Below are 19,120 nucleotides of genomic sequence, written 5' to 3' on the forward strand. Positions count from 1 at the left end.
TACTGATGCGTGAACATGGCGTGCCGCTGCGATTCGTGATCGCATTCATGGTTTTATTTTGACCAATCAGGTCTACTTTTTACGGTAAATATGGACATGTCAGGACGCCATCCACGCCCTGATAAGGGCAGAGAGGTCTACTGGTGATCTACAAATCCATTGCTGACAGATTGCGGCTGCGGCTGAATTCATCGGACTACAACATCGGCAGTCCGCTGCCGGGCGAGAAAGCGCTGGCGCAGGAGTTCGGCGTGGCGCGAATGACCATCCGCAAGGCGCTGGATCTGCTGGTGAGCTGGGGGCTGGTTGAACGGCGGCACGGCAGCGGCACGTTTGTGTCACGCAAAGACGTTCACCACGAAACCACCAACCTGACCGGGCTGGTGGAGGTGCTGCGTCAGCAGGGAAAAGAGGTGCAGAGCAAGGTGCTGCAGTTCGAAGTGATGCCCGCCCCGCCCGCCATCGCCAGCCAGCTGCGGATTCAGGTGGATGAGCGGATCTACTTTTCCCGGCGGGTGCGCTACGTGGACGGAAAGCCGCTGATGCTGGAGGACAGTTTTATGCCGGTGAAGCTGTTTCGCAATCTGTCGCTGGCGCATCTTGAAGGGTCAAAGTTTGATTACATCGAGAAGGAGTGCGGGATCACCATCAGCGGCAACTACGAGAGCCTGACGCCGGTGCTGGCCGATAAGCAGCTGGCGGGTTATATGAATCTGCCGGAACAGACACCGCTGTTGCGTATCACCTCCCTTTCCTACAGCGACAGCGGCGAGTTCCTCAACTATTCCGTGATGTTCCGAAATACCAGTGATTACCAGGTGGACTACCATCTGCGGCGCATCCACCCGGAAGATTTACTAGCTCATCCCCCAGAACAGCACCGCCAGTAGCTGCGGGGTAATGATGCGCAGGAACATCACCAGCGGGTAGACGGTGGCATAGGAGAGCGCGGCCGCGCCGCTGGTGGTGTGCAGGTTATTGGCAAAGGCCAGCGCGGGCGGATCGGTCATGGAACCCGCCAGCATGCCGCACAGCGTCAGGTAGTTCATTTTGGCGAACATCCGCGCCAGTATGCCCACCGTCAGCAGCGGGATCGCCGTGATAAAGATGCCGTAGCCGACCCAGCTCATCCCTTCACCCTTGACCAGGGTGTCGACGAAATCCCCGCCGGACTTCAGCCCGACCACCGCCAGGAACAGCACGATGCCCAGCTCGCGCAGCGCCAGGTTGGCGCTCGGCGGCATAAACCAGTAGAGCTTACCGATGCAGCCGATACGCCCGAGGATCAGCGCCATAATCAGCGGCCCGCCCGCCAGGCCCAGCTTGAGCGCCACCGGGAAGCCCGGCACGTACAGCGGGATGGAGCCGAGCAGCACGCCGAGCCCGATACCGATGAATACCGGTAGCATCTGCACCTGCTGCAGTTTCTGCTGGGCGTTACCCACCATATCCGCGACGGCGTCGATGGAAGACGGGCGCCCAACCAGGTTGAGGATATCCCCGAACTGCAGGCTGGCCTCCGGGCTGGCGACCAGCTCGACACCCGCACGGTTAAGGCGGGAGATCACGACGTCATAACGCTCTTTTACCTGCAGATCGCGTATTTTTTTGCCAAGGACGTGCTCGTTGGTCACCACAACGCGTTCCACCCGCATATCGGTGCCGCGCGTGGAGAGCGAGGTATCCACTTCCTGACCAATCACCAGACGGGCATTGTTCAAATCGCCAGGCTGGCCCACCAGGTGCAGCAGATCGCCTTGCTGAATAATGGTGCCGGGGGCAGGCACCATCAGCATATCGTCGCGCTTAAGGCGGGAGCAGATAATATTGGCGCTGTTCAGGATCGGCACGTCCTGAATCGCCATATTGTTCAGGTTGGGGTTATCGACCCGAATGTTGATGGTTTTGATCGGCATATGGCCGTTGGTGAGCGTGGTTTCGTGGTCCTTCGCCTCTTTATCGACATTAATGCGAAACAGGACGCGGACCAGCCACATGGAGAGCAGAATGCCGCAAATACCAAACGGATAGGCCATGGCGTAGCTCATCCCCATCTGGTCGACGATGCCGGATTCGATGCCCAAATCGCGCAGGATTTGCTGCCCCGCGCCGAGCGCAGGCGTGTTGGTGACCGCCCCGGAGAAAATGCCCAGCACCACGGGCAGCGGGATAGCAAAGATTTTATGTAGAATGGCGGTGACCAGCCCGCCCATCACCACAATGCCGAGAGCAAACAGGTTGAGCCGCAATCCGGAGACACGAAGAGAGGCGAAAAAACCCGGTCCCACCTGAATCCCGATGGTATAAACGAACAGGATCAGGCCGAACTCCTGGGTAAAGTGGAGCATTTCGGCGCTCAGCACCAGCCCGAGCTGGTCGGCAAAGTGGCCGACAAAAATGCCGCCAAACAGCACCCCGCCTATCCCAAACCCGACGCCGCGGATTTTGATATTCCCTATCCACAGGCCAACAACAGCGACCAGGGCCAACACGCTGACGGTTAACGCGATATCACTCATGATCCACTTCCTTGGCATAACCTTAGTTATGCTAAGGATTCTCTCAGAGCCGTGGGCGGTTGTATGGGCGATGGCGCACAAAAAAGCCCTGCCGGGGCAGGGCCTTGTGCGGTCTGTGAGCAGTGTCGGGTGGCGGCTGCGCCTTACCCGACCTACAGGTTCGGCGGGCTTGTTAGCTGTTTAACGCCGGCCGGTCGCTAATGGCGATACGCTGTGGCGCGATGGCTTCCGGCACGTTACGGGTCAGGTCAATATGCAGCAGCCCGTTGGTAAACGTTGCGCCGGAGACGTCCATATGGTCTGCCAGGGTAAAGCTCAGGCTAAACGGCTGATTAACCAGCCCCTGATGCAGCCATTTGGTCTCGGTCTCTTGTTTCTCCGGCGTACCTTTCACGGTCAGACGCGTGCCTTCGAGCTGGATATCCAGATCCTCCTGACGGAAGCCGGCCAGCGCCAGGGTGATGCGATAGTGGTTATCGTCGCTTTTTTCGATGTTGTACGGCGGAAACGTCTGTTGCTCAGCGGTGTTTTGCAGGGCATTAGCCAGTTTGTCAAAACCAATCCACTGACGAAGTAAGGGGGATAAATCGTAGTTACGCATACTAAATCTCCTTCTGAGAAGCGAGTTCGGCACAGTTTAATTTTGTGCGCAGTTGTTCCTGCAAATCCTGATGGATTCGCATATGCTCCCGTTACGGCAAGCAGGTCTGGGTGGGCCGCTCGCGCGACCCGCATAATTAGTTAATTTCGATACGACGCGGTTTTTTCTCTTCCGGAATCACACGTTCCAGTTCGATAAACAGCAGGCCGTTGACCAGGTTCGCGCCTTTCACGTGAATGTTCTCAGCTAACTGGAACTTGCGTTCAAAGTTGCGCTCAGCGATGCCCTGGTAAAGGTAGGTACGTTCTTTCTGCTCGGCCGTATGGGAACCTTTCACCACCAGCAGGTTGTCCTGCGCGGTGATCTCCAGTTCGTTTTCTGCAAAACCGGCGACGGCAATGGCGATGCGGTAGTGGTTTTCGTCAACCAGCTCAACATTGTATGGAGGGTAGCCGTTGCTCTGGCTTTGGTTATTTTCTAAATGGTTAAACAGGCGGTCAAAACCAATTGCAGAACGGTACAGCGGAGAAAGATCGAAGTTACGCATAAATAAAACTCCTGAAATCAGCGAGAAAAGTAAGCCTTCCACCATGGACAGGCCTTTACGCCCCCCGAACACCCATCAGGCGAGTTCGTTATCGGGTCGTATTCTTAAAATGGGTCTGCAACCGGGCTTTTCAAGCATGACAACTGCACTTTTTTTTGCACTTTCCTGCATCTCGCATAGACTGGGACAACAGCACAAAGGGTTAAATTGCGATGGCTGCCACAGTGCGGGGTTATCGGGCTATCCATTTTGGATAAGGCTCGCTATAACCCTGAGTTGCAGGTCTATGCAGTGCCATTAACGATGACTGAGTGATGATGAAAAATGTTCTGATAAAGCTGACGACGTTCAGCGGGGTAGTTTTACTTTGCGGGTGTTCGAGCGTGATGTCTCACACCGGCGGTAAAGAAGGAACATATCCGGGGACGCGCGCCAGCGCGGCGATGATCTCCGATGACGATACAAACTGGGGCACCAAATCCCTGGTTATCCTGGATATGCCGTTTACGGCTGCGGCGGACACGCTTCTGCTGCCGTGGGATTTATTCCGTAAGGACGACTCCGTGCGCTCACGGGTAGAGAAAAGCGAGCAGGAAAATCTGGCGACAAACGCCGTCATTCCGCCCGCAGAGATGCCGCCGCGCTAGTTCTGCGCGGTTTCCGCTAACCAGAGCTGACGGAAACCGTCCGTCTCTTCCATCCACGCAATAAAGCGCCCGTCCGGGGAAAATACGACGGCATCCGCATACGGCGGATTGCCGTGATCGGACGTCAAAAACGTCACCTGTCCGGTCTGCGCGTCACAGCAGGCGATCCGGTTTTCGAGCACAAACCCCAGCCGATCACCCGCCGGATGCCAGTTAAACGCAGACTGAATATCGCTCCCGTTACGCGTCAGCTGGCGCGGCTCGCCGCCTTCAGGTGAGATCAGCCACAGCTGCACAATGCCGTTATCGTCGCGCATCAGAAACGCGACCTGTGTCCCCTCCGGGTTGCTGCGAACCCAGTGACGCGGCTCGTTCACTAGGCCCGGATAGTCCCTTTGATGCGTAAAGGTCAAACGACGCTGCTTCACCCCAGCAGGCGGGGCTGGCAGGGTCTCTGCGGTGCCCTGAAGCGGCGCATCGCCCGCCCGTTTCCAGCTCTGTTCATCTTCAGGCAGGTTAACAATAAACAGTTCAGGCACTTTCTCGCCCGTTGCAGACAGGGTATCGCCGATAAACGCCAGTCTGCCGTTGCCCACCCAGCCCTCTTCGTAGGCGCGGTTAATCTCGTCGCTGCCCGGCTGCGGGTTGGGCGTCGTGCGGCTGACCAGCACGCTCCAGTAAGTCCCCGGGTATTCACGAGGATGGTTTCCCGGCGGATTCACCGGGCCATAAGGTGCCGCCACGCCGACGTTGCGTAAATCAAGCTTCGCATCGCGCACGTGCAGCACGTGGTCGTTATAGGTAAAGCTGACAAGCTGGCCGTTCGGGCTGAAGACATGGACGTGGCTGCCGCCGCGCAGCGCGCCCGGGGTGAACGGTGAAGTGATATCCATTGCGTCCAGGTTGCTCGCCTGACCGTGATGCGCAATTACCCCCTGGCGATGATGAAAATCGTAGTGCCAGTCCGCATCCGGGTTTTTCGGGCCGTGGATAAAGACGTATTTCTCCTGCGCGGGATGAACGGTCACCACGCCAACGTGCGCACCGTCAGTAGCGCGATAAATCACCTCGACCTCGCCCGTAACAACATTAACCCGCTCGATGGTTTCACCGGTGAACGATGCACCTGACGGGCGCACGTCATAGACCAGCCACTGGCTGTCCGGCGTCCAGGTATTGATGTTAGTAAGCTGGTGGTTGCGGGAAGCGAAGGTGATTTGTTTCATGAGGATACCCTGATGCGCGGTTTTCGCATCAGGGTATCGCAAGCGGGTGTTTAGTTCAGCACAAACTTCTCAATGGCGTAAGCCACGCCGTCTTCGAGGTTGGATTTGGTGACAAAATTAGCCACTTCTTTCACTGACGGAATAGCGTTATCCATCGCTACGCCCATGCCCGCGAATTCAATCATCGCGATGTCGTTTTCCTGATCGCCCAGCGCCATGATTTCGTCTGGTTTGATGCCCAGCGCGTCGGCTAGCGATTTCACGCCGGTGCCTTTATTGACGCGTTTATCGAGGATTTCAAGGAAGTACGGCGCACTTTTCAGCACGGTGTATTTCTCTTTCACTTCGGCCGGAATGCGCGCAATCGCTTTATCCAGGATCTCCGGCTCGTCGATCATCATCACTTTCAGGAACTGGGTGGCCGGATCCATCTTCTCGGCTTCGCAGAACACCAGCGGAATGGTCGCCACGTAGGATTCATGTACCGTGTAGTAGCTGATATCACGGTTGGCGGTGTAAAGCGTATTGCGATCGAGAGCGTGGAAGTGGGAACCCACGTCACGGGACAGTTTTTCCAGGAACCGGTAGTCATCGTAGCTTAGCGCGGTTTGCGCAACCGTACCGCCATCTGCGGCTTTCTGCACCAGCGCGCCGTTATAGGTAATGCAGTAGTCGCCGGGCTGATTCATGTGCAGCTCTTTCAGGTAGCTGTGCACGCCCGCATACGGACGCCCCGTGGTGAGGACCACATTCACGCCCTTTGCGCGTGCCGCGGCGATCGCGTTCTTAACGGCTGGAGAGATAGTGTGGTCTGGCAGCAACAGCGTGCCGTCCATATCGATTGCAATAAGTTTGATAGCCATGAGTTCCCCGGGATAAATGAGTGCTGCCTCATGCTAACGCGATTAAGCACACAAAAATAGAGCTACCTTGCGCAACAAAAGCCCCCTTTTACGCCTATCCCGAGGAACAAAGACTTACTCGCGGGTGAGAACGATTTTACCAAACGCACCGCGATCCAGATGCTCAAGAGCCTGTTTAAGCTCGTTAAAACGGTAGCGATGCTCAATCACGGGTTTCAACCCGGTGACATCCACGGCGCGGACGAAATCTTCCAACGCCCGGCGGTGCCCCACGCCGATCCCCTGAATGACGGGAGATTTCAGCAACAGTTCGCCAGCCGAGAGCGAAATGTCAGACCCGGCCAGCACGCCAATGACCGAGATACGTCCATGAACAGCAACGGCGCGCAGGGAGTGCTTCAGGTTCTCGCCCCCCACGGTTTCGATAATATGGTCGATGCCGCGATCCTGAGTCAGCGCCAGCGCCTCTTCAGCCCAGTCGCCTTTCAGGCGGTTGATGCCCTGGCTGGCCCCCAGCTTTTTGGCCAGCGCCAGCTTTTCATCGCTCCCGGACGTAACAATGACCTCTGCGCCGTGCGCTTTTGCGATTTGCAGGGCGAAAATCGCCACGCCGCCCGTTCCCTGTACCAGCACCGATTGCCCGGCGCGCAGCTGACCGCGTTCCACCAGTGCGAACCAGGCGGTAAGCCCCGCGCAGGGTAAGGTGCTGGCCTCTGCGTCATCCAGGGTTTCCGGCGATGCCGCCAGCGCGTCTTCCTTCACAATCACGTACTCGGCCAGCATTCCCTGGAAATAGCCGCCGGACGTTTTATAGGGCAAATTGCGCGCGTCCGCCTGCGGCTTACCGTCGATCCACTCCGGAAAGAAGGTTGAGATGACGCGGGCACCGGGCTGGAAACGCGTGACGCCTTCACCAACGCTGTCGACGACGCCCGCCATGTCAGACGCCGGGGTAAACGGGAAGGAAAGCGGAATCGGCATCGTGCCTTCAATCACCATTTTGTCGCGATAGTTGAGCGCAACGGCATTCACCCTTACGCGCACTTCACCCGGACCTGGCTGGGGAATGGGCTCCTGAATAAGCGTGAGGCTCTCGCGCCCGAGGGCGCTCATCGTCCAGCGTTGCATTGTCTCGGTCATTTTTTTCTCCGGCCATCAAGTAAGCTTTAGTACTGACAGTCTACCGTTGACGCATGGTCGCCAGTGGCGATAAGTTTTCTCTATATTGACGCCAAAAAAGATACAATTCATGACCGACACGCTGAAGGATATCCCTGTTTTTGTGGCTGCCGTAGAGGCGGGAAGCTTTGCACAGGCCGCCATTCGTCTGCATTTGTCACGCTCGGCGGTAGGAAAAAGCATCGCTCGTCTCGAGGAGCGACTGGGGGTACGGCTGTTTCAGCGCACCACCCGCAGCCAGAGCCTGACCGATAACGGCGCCCTTTTTTATGAACGGTGCCTGCGTGCGCTGGAGGAAATTCGGGGCGCAGAGTCGCTGCTTGAAACGGGGAAACAGCAGGTCAGCGGCCGCCTGCGCGTTGCCATGCCGGTACTGTTTGGCCGCCAGTGCGTCGCGCCGCTGTTGATTGAACTGGCGCAGGAACATCCCGGGCTTGAGCTTGAAATGTCGTTCAGCGACCGCGTGGTGGATCTGGTAGAGGAAGGGTTTGATATGGCTGTGCGTAACGGCACGCTGCAGGACAGCAGCATGCTGGTCGCCAGAAAGCTGGGGGAACACCGCATGGTGCTGTGCGCTGCGCCGGATTATCTGCAGAACAAAGGCCAGCCGCAAAGCGTGGCTGACTTACCCCATCATACGGCCATTAACTATCTGCGCGCAGGCAGAGTGTTACCCTGGCAACTGATGGATAACGAAGGGACCTCGCACACCTTTACTCCCCGTTCATCGCTCAATATGGACGATTTGCAGGCCATCTGCGACGCGGCGCTGGCCGGACACGGGATTGCCTGGCTCCCCTGCTGGATGGCCATTAAAGAAATTCATCAGGGAAAGCTCGTCCCGCTCCTGAAACAGGCGCCCGATGTCCATTTTGACGTTCATGCCGTCTGGCAGCAAACGCCGCACCTGCCGCTGAGAGTGAGGATTGCCGTCGATACGCTCGCCAGTCGCTTACCGTCAGTGCTGTCGCAGGATATGCCCGCGCCCATAAAAAAGCCGCGCTAAACGCGCGGCCAGTTATCGTGTGGTATCACGTCGATTAAATATCGATATTTGCCGCTTTCAGGGCGTTCTCTTCGATGAAGGCACGACGTGGTTCAACCGCATCGCCCATCAGGGTCGTGAACAGCTGGTCTGCAGCAATCGCGTCCTTAACGGTCACGCGCAGCATGCGACGGCTTTCCGGATCCATGGTGGTTTCCCACAGCTGCTCCGGGTTCATTTCGCCCAGACCTTTATAGCGCTGGATCGCGAGGCCGCGACGGGACTCTTTCACCAGCCAGTCCAGCGCCTGCTCGAAGCTGGCTACCGGCTGACGACGTTCGCCACGTTCGATGAACGCATCGTCTTCGATCAGGCCGCGCAGCTTCTCGCCGAGCGTGCAGATACGACGGTATTCCGGACCGGTGACAAACTCGTGCTCCAGCGGGTAGTCGGTGTCGACGCCGTGGGTACGCACGCGAACGATCGGCTCGAACTGCCCGTCAGCGTTCTGCTGAACATCGCATTTCCACTGGCTGCCATGCTGCTCTTTTTCGTTCAGATCGGTCACCAGAGCGTTCACCCAGCGGGTGACGGTCTGCTCGCTGCTCAGATCGGCTTCGGTCAGGGTTGGCTGATAAACCAGCTCCTTCAGCAGCGTTTTCGGATAACGACGTTCCATGCGCGTAATCATTTTCTGCGTGGCGTTGAACTCGGACACCAGACGCTCCAGCGGCTCACCGGCCAGTGCAGGGGCGTGCGAGTTCGCGTGCAGGGTCGCGCCATCAAGCGCGATTGCGATTTGGTACTGATCCATCGCTTCGTCATCTTTGATGTACTGTTCCTGCTTGCCTTTCTTCACTTTGTACAGCGGCGGCTGGGCAATGTAGACGTGACCACGCTCAACGATTTCAGGCATCTGACGATAGAAGAAGGTCAACAGCAGCGTACGAATGTGCGAGCCGTCGACGTCCGCATCGGTCATGATGATGATGCTGTGGTAGCGCAGTTTGTCCGGGTTGTACTCGTCACGGCCGATGCCGCAGCCCAGCGCGGTGATGAGCGTCGCCACTTCCTGAGAAGAGAGCATCTTGTCGAAACGGGCTTTCTCAACGTTGAGGATTTTACCCTTCAGCGGCAGAATCGCCTGGTTCTTACGGTTACGGCCCTGCTTCGCAGAACCGCCCGCGGAGTCCCCTTCCACGAGGTACAGTTCGGACAGCGCCGGGTCGCGTTCCTGGCAGTCAGCCAGCTTGCCCGGCAGGCCGGCTAAGTCCAGCGCGCCTTTACGACGGGTCATTTCACGGGCTTTACGCGCCGCTTCACGGGCACGCGCCGCATCAATAATTTTGCCCACCACGATTTTCGCGTCGGACGGGTTTTCCAGCAGGTATTCGCTCAGCAGTTCGTTCATCTGCTGCTCAACCGCCGATTTCACCTCAGAAGAGACCAGCTTGTCTTTGGTCTGTGAGGAGAACTTCGGATCCGGCACCTTCACGGAAACCACGGCAATCAGGCCTTCACGGGCATCGTCACCGGTGGCGCTGACTTTCGCTTTCTTGCTGTAGCCTTCTTTGTCCATGTAGGCGTTCAGGGTACGGGTCATCGCCGCACGGAAGCCAGCAAGGTGAGTACCACCGTCACGCTGTGGAATGTTGTTGGTAAAGCAGTAGATGTTTTCCTGGAAACCGTCGTTCCACTGCAGCGCCACTTCAACGCCGATACCGTCTTTTTCGGTGGAGAAATAGAAGATATTCGGGTGAATAGGCGTTTTGTTCTTGTTCAGATACTCAACAAACGCCTTGATACCGCCTTCGTAGTGGAAGTGGTCTTCTTTGTTGTCGCGTTTGTCGCGCAGGCGAATCGAGACGCCGGAGTTCAGGAACGACAGTTCACGCAGGCGTTTCGCCAGGATGTCGTACTCGAACTCGGTGACGTTGGTGAAGGTTTCGAGGCTCGGCCAGAAACGCACCATGGTACCGGTTTTGTCGGTTTCGCCGGTAACGGCCAGCGGTGCCTGCGGCACGCCGTGCGTGTAAAGCTGACGGTGAATTTTGCCTTCGCGCTGGATAACCAGCTCCAGCTTCTGCGAGAGGGCGTTTACTACCGAAACACCTACGCCGTGCAGGCCGCCGGAAACTTTATAGGAGTTATCGTCGAACTTACCGCCTGCGTGCAGGACGGTCATGATCACTTCCGCCGCGGAGACGCCCTCTTCCGGGTGAATACCGGTTGGGATGCCACGGCCGTCATCGGTGACGGAGACGGAGTTATCCGCATGGATGGTGACCACGATGTCTTTACAGTGACCCGCGAGCGCTTCGTCGATAGCGTTATCTACCACCTCGAATACCATGTGGTGCAGACCGGTGCCGTCATCCGTGTCGCCGATATACATACCCGGGCGCTTACGCACCGCATCCAGCCCTTTCAGGACTTTGATACTGGAGGAGTCATAAGAATTCGACATCAACGTTTCTCGCTCATTTCAACTTGGGTTAATCCGTTATTTTACCCTTTTCCACGGTAAACATCTTCGAATTTTCGTCCGACATGTCCATAACGTGTTCAGCGCTAATGGCGCTGACGAAAACCTGCGACTGCGTGGCTTTTAAGCGGCTGGCAAGCAGCCCGCGCCGCGCGTCGTCAAGTTCCGAGGCAAAATCATCTATCAGGTACAGGCAGCGTCGCCCGCTCTCGCGGGTGAGGAACTCCCCCTGCGCCAGGCGCAACGCACACATCAGGAGCTTGAGCTGCCCGCGCGACAGCGTGTCTTCCACCGGCGCACCGTCGGCACGAATGCGGAAATCCGCCTTGTGCGGGCCGTGCGCGGTGTAGGTCAACATGCGGTCGCGCTCGAAGCTTCTCTCTAACACCTCGGCATAGTCCGTCTCTTTCTCCCAGCCGCGCTGGAAGGAGAAGGTGAGAGAGAACTCGGGTAAAAACTGTTTGCAGGTGTCGGCCATGTCTTCGGCAATACCTGCGCTGTATTCGGCACGCCAGTTGCTGATTTGTTCCGCAAGAGGGATTAACTCCATGTCCCACGGACGCAGCTGGGCGTAGCGCGTCACCTGGCGCAACGCGGCGTTACGCTGCTTGAGCAGACGCTTCAGGTTGCTCCAGGCGTTAAAGAATCCGGCTTCGTTGTGAAAGCATCCCCAGTCGAGGAACGCTCTTCTGTATTTGGGGCCACCGTTGAGTAAAGTAAACCCCTCGGGCGTGATCAGCTGCATCGGCATCAGCAGTGCCAGCTCGGCCACCTTGTGGCCGTCGGTACCGTCGATGCGCACCTTGCTGTCGCCCTGCTTGTCTTTGGTCAGGCCGATGGCGGTCTCCCGCTCCTCACCCTGCAAACGCCCGTGCAGAACAAAAGATTCCTGCTCGTGGCGAATCACGCGACCAATCTGCAAACTGCGAAACGCCCGACCGTGGCCGAGCGTATAGATGGCTTCCAGCACGCTGGTTTTGCCGCTACCGTTCGCGCCAACCAGGAAATTAAAGCCAGGGGATAAAGCGAGATCCGCGCTTTCGATGTTGCGAAAGTCGCGGATCAACAGACGGGTGAGCGACATTACAGTCTCATTGGCATGACAACATAGGCAGCCGACTGTGATGCGGCATCTTCAATCTGTACGCTCGAAACGGAGTCGGTCAGCAGGATGCGCACGTTCTCGCATTTCAGCGCGTTCAGCACATCCAGCACGTAGCTAACGTTGAAGCCGATTTCCATCTCAGCCCCGGCGTAGGTGACGTCCAGAATCTCTTCTGCCTCTTCCTGCTCCGGGTTGTTGGCGGTGATTTTGATCTGATTTTCACTCACGTACAGGCGCACGCCGCGGAATTTCTCATTGGAGAGGATCGCGGCACGGGCAAAGGCCTGCTTGAGGCTGTCGCAACCGGCTTCCAGCGTTTTGTCCGGGTTCTTCGGCAATACGCGGCGATAATCCGGAAAACGACCGTCAACCAGCTTCGATGTGAAGACAAAATCGCCCACGTGAGCGCGGATGTTATTGCTGCCGATCTGCACGCGCAGCGGCGTGTCGCCACCGTCGAGCATACGCATCAGCTCAATCACCCCTTTACGCGGCACGATCACCGAATGGTTTGGCAGTGAGTCGCCAATCGGCATGGAACAGACCGCCAGACGGTGGCCGTCGGTCGCCACGGTACGCAGCTCTTCACCTTCGGTTTCGAACAGCATGCCGTTTAAGTAGTAACGAACGTCCTGATGCGCCATGGAGAACTGGGTGGCTTCAATCAGACGCTTCATCGTCGCCTGCGGCAGGGTGAATTCCACTTCGCTCTGCCAGTCGTCCAGGTTCGGGAAGTCCGCTGCAGGCAGCGTGGAGAGCGAGAAACGGCTGCGGCCAGAGCGCACCAGCATACGGTCGCCTTCCAGCTGCACGGCGATTTCAGCGCCTTCCGGCAGCCCGCGGCAGATATCAAAGAATTTACGTGCCGGAACCGTGGTCGCGCCCGCGTCGTGCGGCTGCGTCAGCGTAACACGCGCGATCATTTCCATTTCCAGATCTGTACCGGTCAGCGACAGCGTACCGTCCGCGACCTGAAGCAGCAGGTTTCCGAGAATAGGCAGCGTTGGGCGGCCGCCTAATGGGCCACTCACCTGTTGCAGCGGTTTTAATAAATGTTCACGTTCAACGGTAAATTTCATAGCGTCACGATGATAATGTTCTGATTAGATTGGAAAAATCTTCTTTTATGTCGTGGCTTTCTTCGCGTAACTGCTCAATCTTGCGACAGGCGTGCAGCACGGTCGTATGGTCACGGCCACCAAACGCATCGCCGATTTCCGGCAGACTGTGGTTGGTTAACTCCTTTGCCAGCGCCATCGCCATCTGACGCGGGCGCGCCACCGAGCGGGAACGACGTTTAGACAGTAAATCTGCCACTTTGATCTTGTAGTACTCAGCCACCGTCTTTTGAATATTGTCGATAGTGACCAGTTTTTCCTGCAATGCCAACAAATCACGCAGCGCTTCACGCACAAAATCGATGGTGATCGCACGACCGGTAAAGTTGGCATTGGCGATAACGCGGTTCAGTGCCCCTTCGAGCTCACGCACGTTGGAGCGCAGACGCTTGGCAATGAAGAACGCCACTTCACCCGGCAGGCGAATGTCGTTTTCATCGGCTTTCTTCATCAGGATCGCGACGCGGGTTTCCAGCTCCGGTGGCTCGATCGCCACGGTCAGGCCCCAGCCGAAGCGGGATTTCAGACGATCTTCAACGCCGTTGATCTCTTTTGGATAACGATCCGAGGTCAAAATGATCTGCTGATTGCCTTCCAGCAGGGCATTGAAGGTGTGGAAAAATTCTTCCTGCGATCGTTCTTTATTGGCAAAGAACTGAATGTCATCGATCAGCAGCGCGTCAACGGAACGGTAGTAGCGTTTAAACTCTTCGATCGCATTGTTTTGCAGGGCTTTTACCATGTCCTGAACGAAGCGTTCGGAGTGCATATACACCACTTTGGCATTGGGCTTGCGCGCCATAATGCCGTTGCCCACCGCGTGCAGCAGGTGCGTTTTACCGAGACCCGTGCCGCCATACAGGAACAGCGGGTTGTAGGCCCCACCGGGGTTATCAGCAACCTGGCGAGCCGCCGCGCGCGCCAGCTGGTTCGACTTACCTTCAACGAAGTTATCGAACGTGTGTTTGACGTTTACGTTAGAGCGGTAGGTTGGCTCAGCCGGAGCCGGGACATTATCCCAACCCTGACGAGCAGGAGCGACGCGAGGAGCCGGCGCGGGTGCGGCCTGAGCAGGCGCAGCCACATTCACGGTTTCACGTACGGTTTGGGTGACCGGCTTTGTGCCCACTTCAAAGCGCAGCTGTGGGGCATCTGACCCGCAGAAATCGTTCAGCAGTCCATTGATGTTATTAAGGTACTTGTCCCTTACCCAATCGAGCACAAAACGGTTTGGCGCGTACAAAGCCAGCGTGTTATCGCTCAGTTCCGCCTGCAACGGGCGGATCCACATACTGAATTCTGTGGCTGGTAACTCATCCTGCAATCGGGCAAGACACTGCTGCCAAAGCGAAAGTGACACGGCGGACTCCACTCGAACAATAAAAGAAAACTATTGAATATTCATGATTGTTGGCGCACATCGGCATGACCCTGTGTAAAGGGGGACGTGCGAATTGCTATCTGCAATTTATCCTGACCAGGATCCTGGGATCCCGATCGGGACCGCGGATCATAGCCTAAACTGAGCCAGAGATCTTCTGTTTCTCACAGATTCTTCCCGATTTATCCACAGGAAGATCAGAAACCGGTTAAGTGTAAACGATCCTGGCGCGAGTGCCCCACGATTTAGCCCGCATATTGGAAAAATTAATGAGCACAGCCAATTTATTGCTTAAATGATCTAACGAAGATCCGGGACGATCCTTGCGCTTTATCGGTGAGCCCGTATAATCCTCGACCCGGCGCGTGATGCTCATCTTCCTGCGTCGTCCGTTGCTCATTTTCCACGCGAAAACGTGCGGAAATACGCGGGAAATAAGGAAAGAGAATTGACTCCGGAGTGTACAATTATTACAATCCGGCCTCTTTAATCACCCACGCTGAGGCGTTAGTCGTTCGAAACTCGTTCGGGTATACGCAAAAGTCAGTGAATTTATTCAAGTTTAGGTAGAAATCGCCATGAAACGCACTTTTCAACCGTCTGTACTGAAGCGCAACCGTTCTCACGGCTTCCGTGCTCGTATGGCTACTAAAAATGGTCGTCAGGTTCTGGCACGTCGTCGTGCTAAAGGCCGCGCTCGTCTGACCGTTTCCAAGTAATAAAGCTAACCCCTGAGTGGTTAAGCTAGCATTTCCCAGGGAGTTACGTTTGTTAACTCCCGCTCATTTCACTTTCGTCTTCCAGCAGCCACAACGGGCTGGCACGCCGCAAATCACCATCCTCGGCCGCCAAAATTCGCTGGGGCATCCCCGCATCGGTCTCACAGTCGCCAAGAAAAATGTTAAGCGTGCGCATGAACGCAATCGGATTAAACGTCTGACGCGTGAAAGCTTCCGTTTACGTCAGCACGAACTGCCTTCAATGGATTTCGTGGTGGTGGCGAAGAAAGGGGTTGCCGACCTCGATAACCGTGCTCTCTCGGAAGCGTTGGAAAAATTATGGCGCCGCCACTGTCGCCTGGCTCCCGGGTCCTGATAGCCCTCATTCGGGTCTATCAACGCCTGATTAGTCCGCTACTCGGGCCGCACTGCCGTTTCACACCAACATGCTCAAGCTACGGAATTGAGGCATTGCGCAGGTTTGGAGTGATAAAAGGCAGTTGGTTGACGGTGAAACGCGTATTAAAATGCCACCCTTTACACCCCGGTGGAGACGACCCCGTCCCCCCAGGACCCTTTGATACCAGAGAACACTAACGATGGATTCGCAACGCAATCTTCTTATCATCGCTTTGTTGTTCGTGTCTTTCATGATCTGGCAGGCATGGGAGCAGGATAAAAATCCTCAACCCCAGCAGCAGACCACGCAGACTACGACCACCGCAGCGGGTAGCGCCGCCGACCAGGGCGTACCGGCCAGTGGCCAGGGGAAACAGATTACGGTTAAGACCGATGTGCTTGAGCTGACAATCAACACCCGTGGTGGTGATGTTGAGCAGGCGCTGCTGTTGACCTACCCGAAAGAGCTGAAGTCTAACGAACCGTTCCAGTTACTGGAAACCACGCCTGAGTTTATCTACCAGGCGCAGAGCGGCCTGACCGGTCGTGACGGCCCGGATAACCCGGCTAACGGTGCGCGTCCACTGTATAACGTCGAGAACGACACCTTTGTGCTGGCTGATGGCCAGAACGAACTCGTTATTCCGATGACCTATACCGACGCCGCAGGCAACACCTTCACCAAAACCTTCACCCTGAAGCGCGGTGAGTATGCGGTGAACGTGGGCTACAGCGTACAGAACGCCAGCGCGAAACCGCTGGAGCTGTCGACCTTTGGCCAGCTGAAGCAGTCCATCAATCTGCCGTCTCACCGTGACACCGGAAGCAGCAACTTTGCGCTGCACACCTTCCGTGGCGCGGCGTACTCCACGCCTGACGCGAAGTACGAGAAATACAAATTCGACACCATTGCCGATAACGAAAACCTGAACGTCAGCGCTAAAGGCGGTTGGGTGGCGATGCTGCAGCAGTATTTCGCGACGGCGTGGGTGCCAAATAACGACGGTACCAACAACTTCTATACCGCGAACCTGGGTAACGGCCTTGCAGCCATCGGCTACAAATCTCAGCCGGTTCTGGTACAGCCGGGTCAAACCGGTAAGCTGGCCAGCACCCTGTGGGTTGGCCCGGAAATTCAGGACAAAATGGCCGCTGTTGCGCCGCACCTGGATCTGACCGTGGATTACGGTTGGTTGTGGTTCATCTCTCAGCCGCTGTTTAAGCTGCTGAAGTTCATCCACAGCTTCCTGGGTAACTGGGGCTTCTCCATCATCGTTATCACCTTCATCGTTCGTGGCATCATGTACCCGCTGACTAAAGCGCAGTACACCTCCATGGCGAAGATGCGCATGCTGCAGCCGAAGATTCAGGCAATGCGTGAGCGTCTGGGCGATGACAAACAGCGTCAGAGCCAGGAAATGATGGCCCTGTATAAAGCAGAGAAAGTGAACCCACTGGGTGGCTGCTTCCCGCTGCTGATTCAGATGCCAATCTTCCTTGCGCTGTACTATATGCTGATGGGTTCCGTTGAGCTGCGCCACGCGCCGTTCGCGCTGTGGATCCATGACCTGTCCGCACAGGACCCGTACTACATCCTGCCGATCCTGATGGGCGTGACGATGTTCTTCATCCAGAAGATGTCGCCGACCACCGTGACCGACCCGATGCAGCAGAAGATCATGACCTTTATGCCGGTCATCTTCACCGTGTTCTTCCTGTGGTTCCCGTCAGGTCTGGTGCTGTACTATATCGTCAGCAACCTGGTGACCATCATCCAGCAGCAGCTGATTTACCGTGGTCTGGAAAAACGTGGCCTGCATAGCCGCGAAAAGAAAAAGTCCTGATCCGATAAGTTAACGCTAAAATAAGGGCGGTCGATTGACCGCCTTTTTTATTTGTATTGAACGAGAGCAACCATGAGCCATAACGACACTATCGTCGCCCAGGCAACCCCACCGGGACGCGGTGGTGTAGGCATTCTGCGTATCTCCGGCCTGAAGGCACGCGAGGTGGCCGAAGCGGTGCTGGGTAAACTGCCAAAGCCGCGCTACGCTGATTACCTGCCGTTTAAAGATGCCAACGGCACGCCGCTGGACCAGGGCATTGCGCTGTGGTTCCCCGGCCCGAACTCCTTTACCGGTGAAGACGTGCTGGAGCTTCAGGGCCACGGCGGCCCGGTTATCCTCGACCTGCTGTTAAAACGTATCCTGACCCTGCCGGGCCTGCGCATTGCGAAGCCGGGCGAGTTCTCCGAGCGTGCCTTCCTCAACGACAAGCTCGACCTGGCGCAGGCGGAGGCCATTGCTGACCTGATCGACGCCAGTTCTGAACAGGCGGCCCGCTCCGCCCTTAACTCCCTGCAGGGGGCATTCTCCGCGCGTGTGAATCACCTCGTGGAAGCACTTACTCACCTTAGGATCTACGTGGAAGCGGCTATCGACTTCCCGGACGAGGAGATCGACTTCCTCTCTGACGGCAAAATCGAAGCCCAGCTCAACCAGGTGATGGCCGATCTCGACGCCGTTCGTGCAGAAGCGCGCCAGGGCAGCCTGCTGCGTGAAGGGATGAAGGTGGTGATTGCCGGACGCCCGAACGCCGGTAAATCGAGCCTGCTGAACGCCCTGGCGGGCCGTGAAGCGGCAATCGTGACCGACATTGCCGGCACCACTCGCGACGTGCTGCGCGAGCACATCCACATCGACGGCATGCCGCTGCACATCATCGATACCGCCGGTCTGCGCGATGCCAGCGACGAGGTTGAGCGCATCGGTATCGAACGCGCCTGGCAGGAGATCGAGCAGGCCGACCGCGTGCTGTTTATGGTGGACGGTACCACCACCGACGCCGTTGACCCGGCAGAGATCTGGCCGGACTTTATTGCCCGTCTGCCGGCCAAACTGCCGATCACCGTGGTGCGTAACAAAGCGGACGTGACCGGCGAAACGCTCGGTATCAGCGATGTGAATGGTCACTCACTGATTCGCCTGTCGGCGCGGACCGGTGAAGGCGTGGACGACCTGCGTAACCATCTCAAGCAGAGCATGGGCTTTGACACCAGCATGGAAGGCGGCTTCCTGGCGCGTCGCCGTCACCTGCAGGCGCTGGAAGAGGCGGCACGCCATCTTGACCAGGGCAAAGCGCAGCTGATTGGCGCGTGGGCAGGTGAACTGCTGGCGGAAGAGCTGCGTCTGGCGCAGCAGAATCTGAGCGAGATCACCGGGGAGTTTACGTCGGACGATCTGCTGGGACGGATCTTCTCGAGCTTCTGTATTGGTAAGTAATGCCCGCTAATCCATGGTGATTTCCTCCTGGGAAATCACCATTGTCCAAATGGCAACTCGCCTAA

Annotated in this window: 18 protein-coding genes and 1 other annotated feature; of the genes, 8 read left to right on the plus strand and 10 right to left on the minus strand. The window is 56.9% G+C overall.

The window, feature by feature from the left end; all coding sequences use genetic code 11:
- Positions 1 to 143: 143 nt before the first annotated feature.
- Positions 144 to 890: a GntR family transcriptional regulator gene (locus ACVCAM_RS11930; protein WP_008500159.1), complete on the plus strand. Its 747-nt coding sequence runs from the start codon at positions 144 to 146 to the stop codon at positions 888 to 890.
- Here ACVCAM_RS11930 and ACVCAM_RS11935 read toward each other — a convergent pair.
- The 3 genes from ACVCAM_RS11935 to ibpA all read right to left on the minus strand — a co-directional run bounded on the left by ACVCAM_RS11935 (position 858) and on the right by ibpA (position 3,667).
- Positions 858 to 2,519: a putative transporter gene (locus ACVCAM_RS11935; protein WP_087855323.1), complete on the minus strand. Its 1,662-nt coding sequence runs from the start codon at positions 2,517 to 2,519 to the stop codon at positions 858 to 860. The genes ACVCAM_RS11930 and ACVCAM_RS11935 overlap by 33 nt on opposite strands.
- 172 nt (positions 2,520 to 2,691) lie before the next feature.
- Positions 2,692 to 3,120, minus strand: a complete 429-nt coding sequence (gene ibpB, locus ACVCAM_RS11940) for a small heat shock chaperone IbpB (RefSeq protein ID WP_008500161.1) — start codon at positions 3,118 to 3,120, stop codon at positions 2,692 to 2,694.
- A gap of 136 nt (positions 3,121 to 3,256) precedes the next feature.
- Positions 3,257 to 3,667 carry a small heat shock chaperone IbpA gene (gene ibpA / locus ACVCAM_RS11945; protein ID WP_008500162.1) on the minus strand — a complete coding sequence of 137 codons (411 nt, stop codon included), beginning with the start codon at positions 3,665 to 3,667 and terminating at the stop codon, positions 3,257 to 3,259.
- Positions 3,661 to 3,732, minus strand: a sequence feature (ROSE (Repression Of Heat Shock gene Expression) occurs in the 5'-region of heat shock genes and acts as an RNA thermometer to modulate expression.). (Overlaps the previous gene by 7 nt.)
- 249 nt (positions 3,733 to 3,981) lie before the next feature.
- Here ibpA and ACVCAM_RS11950 point away from each other — a divergent pair.
- The gene (locus tag ACVCAM_RS11950) at positions 3,982 to 4,314 is read left to right on the plus strand and encodes a YceK/YidQ family lipoprotein (protein WP_232931446.1); all 333 of its coding nucleotides are present in this window, start codon (positions 3,982 to 3,984) and stop codon (positions 4,312 to 4,314) included.
- On the opposite strand, the gene ACVCAM_RS11955 is transcribed toward ACVCAM_RS11950, so the two are convergent.
- The 3 genes from ACVCAM_RS11955 to ACVCAM_RS11965 all read right to left on the minus strand — a co-directional run bounded on the left by ACVCAM_RS11955 (position 4,311) and on the right by ACVCAM_RS11965 (position 7,543).
- Positions 4,311 to 5,540 (minus strand): DUF3748 domain-containing protein, encoded by a 1,230-nt coding sequence (locus tag ACVCAM_RS11955; RefSeq protein ID WP_407222920.1) that lies wholly within the window; start codon positions 5,538 to 5,540, stop codon positions 4,311 to 4,313. The genes ACVCAM_RS11950 and ACVCAM_RS11955 overlap by 4 nt on opposite strands.
- 50 nt (positions 5,541 to 5,590) lie before the next feature.
- Positions 5,591 to 6,403, minus strand: coding sequence for a sugar-phosphatase (gene yidA / locus ACVCAM_RS11960; RefSeq protein WP_232931450.1), 813 nt, complete (start codon positions 6,401 to 6,403; stop codon positions 5,591 to 5,593).
- A 114-nt stretch (positions 6,404 to 6,517) separates the two neighbouring features.
- Complete coding sequence (locus tag ACVCAM_RS11965) at positions 6,518 to 7,543, minus strand: zinc-dependent alcohol dehydrogenase family protein (protein ID WP_046091926.1); 1,026 nt, start codon at positions 7,541 to 7,543, stop codon at positions 6,518 to 6,520.
- A 109-nt stretch (positions 7,544 to 7,652) separates the two neighbouring features.
- On the opposite strand from ACVCAM_RS11965, the gene ACVCAM_RS11970 reads away from it, so the two are divergent.
- A complete protein-coding gene (locus ACVCAM_RS11970; protein WP_032654294.1) occupies positions 7,653 to 8,588 on the plus strand; it encodes a LysR family transcriptional regulator in 936 nt (311 codons plus the stop codon).
- Positions 8,589 to 8,622: 34 nt separating this feature from the next.
- On the opposite strand, the gene gyrB is transcribed toward ACVCAM_RS11970, so the two are convergent.
- Genes gyrB through dnaA form a run of 4 tightly spaced genes read right to left on the minus strand, consistent with a single transcriptional unit; the run spans position 8,623 to position 14,635 of the window.
- Positions 8,623 to 11,034 carry a DNA topoisomerase (ATP-hydrolyzing) subunit B gene (gene gyrB / locus ACVCAM_RS11975; protein ID WP_008500168.1) on the minus strand — a complete coding sequence of 804 codons (2,412 nt, stop codon included), beginning with the start codon at positions 11,032 to 11,034 and terminating at the stop codon, positions 8,623 to 8,625.
- Positions 11,035 to 11,062: 28 nt separating this feature from the next.
- Entirely contained in the window at positions 11,063 to 12,136 is a 1,074-nt protein-coding gene (gene recF / locus ACVCAM_RS11980; protein WP_008500169.1) for a DNA replication/repair protein RecF, read from the minus strand.
- A complete protein-coding gene (gene dnaN / locus ACVCAM_RS11985; RefSeq protein ID WP_008500170.1) occupies positions 12,136 to 13,236 on the minus strand; it encodes a DNA polymerase III subunit beta in 1,101 nt (366 codons plus the stop codon). Before dnaN ends, recF begins: the two co-directional genes overlap by 1 nt.
- Before the next feature lie 4 nt (positions 13,237 to 13,240).
- Positions 13,241 to 14,635, minus strand: coding sequence for a chromosomal replication initiator protein DnaA (gene dnaA / locus ACVCAM_RS11990; RefSeq protein WP_010426558.1), 1,395 nt, complete (start codon positions 14,633 to 14,635; stop codon positions 13,241 to 13,243).
- A gap of 599 nt (positions 14,636 to 15,234) precedes the next feature.
- Between dnaA and rpmH the strand changes: the two genes are divergently transcribed.
- The 5 genes from rpmH to mnmE all read left to right on the plus strand — a co-directional run bounded on the left by rpmH (position 15,235) and on the right by mnmE (position 19,055).
- Positions 15,235 to 15,375, plus strand: a complete 141-nt coding sequence (rpmH, locus tag ACVCAM_RS11995; protein WP_000831330.1) for a 50S ribosomal protein L34 — start codon at positions 15,235 to 15,237, stop codon at positions 15,373 to 15,375.
- Positions 15,376 to 15,391: 16 nt separating this feature from the next.
- Positions 15,392 to 15,751, plus strand: coding sequence for a ribonuclease P protein component (gene rnpA, locus ACVCAM_RS12000; RefSeq protein WP_021242673.1), 360 nt, complete (start codon positions 15,392 to 15,394; stop codon positions 15,749 to 15,751).
- Positions 15,715 to 15,972, plus strand: coding sequence for a membrane protein insertion efficiency factor YidD (gene yidD, locus ACVCAM_RS12005; protein WP_001307474.1), 258 nt, complete (start codon positions 15,715 to 15,717; stop codon positions 15,970 to 15,972). The genes rnpA and yidD overlap by 37 nt, the downstream gene beginning before the upstream one ends.
- A gap of 2 nt (positions 15,973 to 15,974) precedes the next feature.
- Complete coding sequence (gene yidC, locus ACVCAM_RS12010) at positions 15,975 to 17,618, plus strand: membrane protein insertase YidC (RefSeq protein ID WP_008500173.1); 1,644 nt, start codon at positions 15,975 to 15,977, stop codon at positions 17,616 to 17,618.
- A gap of 72 nt (positions 17,619 to 17,690) precedes the next feature.
- Complete coding sequence (gene mnmE / locus ACVCAM_RS12015; protein WP_407223771.1) at positions 17,691 to 19,055, plus strand: tRNA uridine-5-carboxymethylaminomethyl(34) synthesis GTPase MnmE; 1,365 nt, start codon at positions 17,691 to 17,693, stop codon at positions 19,053 to 19,055.
- The last annotated feature ends 65 nt before the right edge of the window (positions 19,056 to 19,120 follow it).

The sequence above is a fragment of the Enterobacter sp. CFEC122 genome (genome assembly GCF_052983755.1).

Excerpts from the sequence above, each read along its gene's own strand:
- yidC (WP_008500173.1), top strand. The coding sequence starts at position 15,975 with ATGGATTCGCAACGCAATCTTCTTATCATCGCTTTGTTGTTCGTGTCT.
- ACVCAM_RS11935 (WP_087855323.1), bottom strand. The coding sequence starts at position 2,519 with ATGAGTGATATCGCGTTAACCGTCAGCGTGTTGGCCCTGGTCGCTGTT.
- ibpB (WP_008500161.1), bottom strand. The coding sequence starts at position 3,120 with ATGCGTAACTACGATTTATCCCCCTTACTTCGTCAGTGGATTGGTTTT.
- ACVCAM_RS11970 (WP_032654294.1), top strand. The coding sequence starts at position 7,653 with ATGACCGACACGCTGAAGGATATCCCTGTTTTTGTGGCTGCCGTAGAG.
- mnmE (WP_407223771.1), top strand. The coding sequence starts at position 17,691 with ATGAGCCATAACGACACTATCGTCGCCCAGGCAACCCCACCGGGACGC.
- rpmH (WP_000831330.1), top strand. The coding sequence starts at position 15,235 with ATGAAACGCACTTTTCAACCGTCTGTACTGAAGCGCAACCGTTCTCAC.
- yidA (WP_232931450.1), bottom strand. The coding sequence starts at position 6,403 with ATGGCTATCAAACTTATTGCAATCGATATGGACGGCACGCTGTTGCTG.
- gyrB (WP_008500168.1), bottom strand. The coding sequence starts at position 11,034 with ATGTCGAATTCTTATGACTCCTCCAGTATCAAAGTCCTGAAAGGGCTG.
- yidD (WP_001307474.1), top strand. The coding sequence starts at position 15,715 with ATGGCGCCGCCACTGTCGCCTGGCTCCCGGGTCCTGATAGCCCTCATT.
- dnaN (WP_008500170.1), bottom strand. The coding sequence starts at position 13,236 with ATGAAATTTACCGTTGAACGTGAACATTTATTAAAACCGCTGCAACAG.
- ACVCAM_RS11955 (WP_407222920.1), bottom strand. The coding sequence starts at position 5,540 with ATGAAACAAATCACCTTCGCTTCCCGCAACCACCAGCTTACTAACATC.
- ACVCAM_RS11950 (WP_232931446.1), top strand. The coding sequence starts at position 3,982 with ATGATGAAAAATGTTCTGATAAAGCTGACGACGTTCAGCGGGGTAGTT.
- recF (WP_008500169.1), bottom strand. The coding sequence starts at position 12,136 with ATGTCGCTCACCCGTCTGTTGATCCGCGACTTTCGCAACATCGAAAGC.
- ibpA (WP_008500162.1), bottom strand. The coding sequence starts at position 3,667 with ATGCGTAACTTCGATCTTTCTCCGCTGTACCGTTCTGCAATTGGTTTT.
- ACVCAM_RS11965 (WP_046091926.1), bottom strand. The coding sequence starts at position 7,543 with ATGACCGAGACAATGCAACGCTGGACGATGAGCGCCCTCGGGCGCGAG.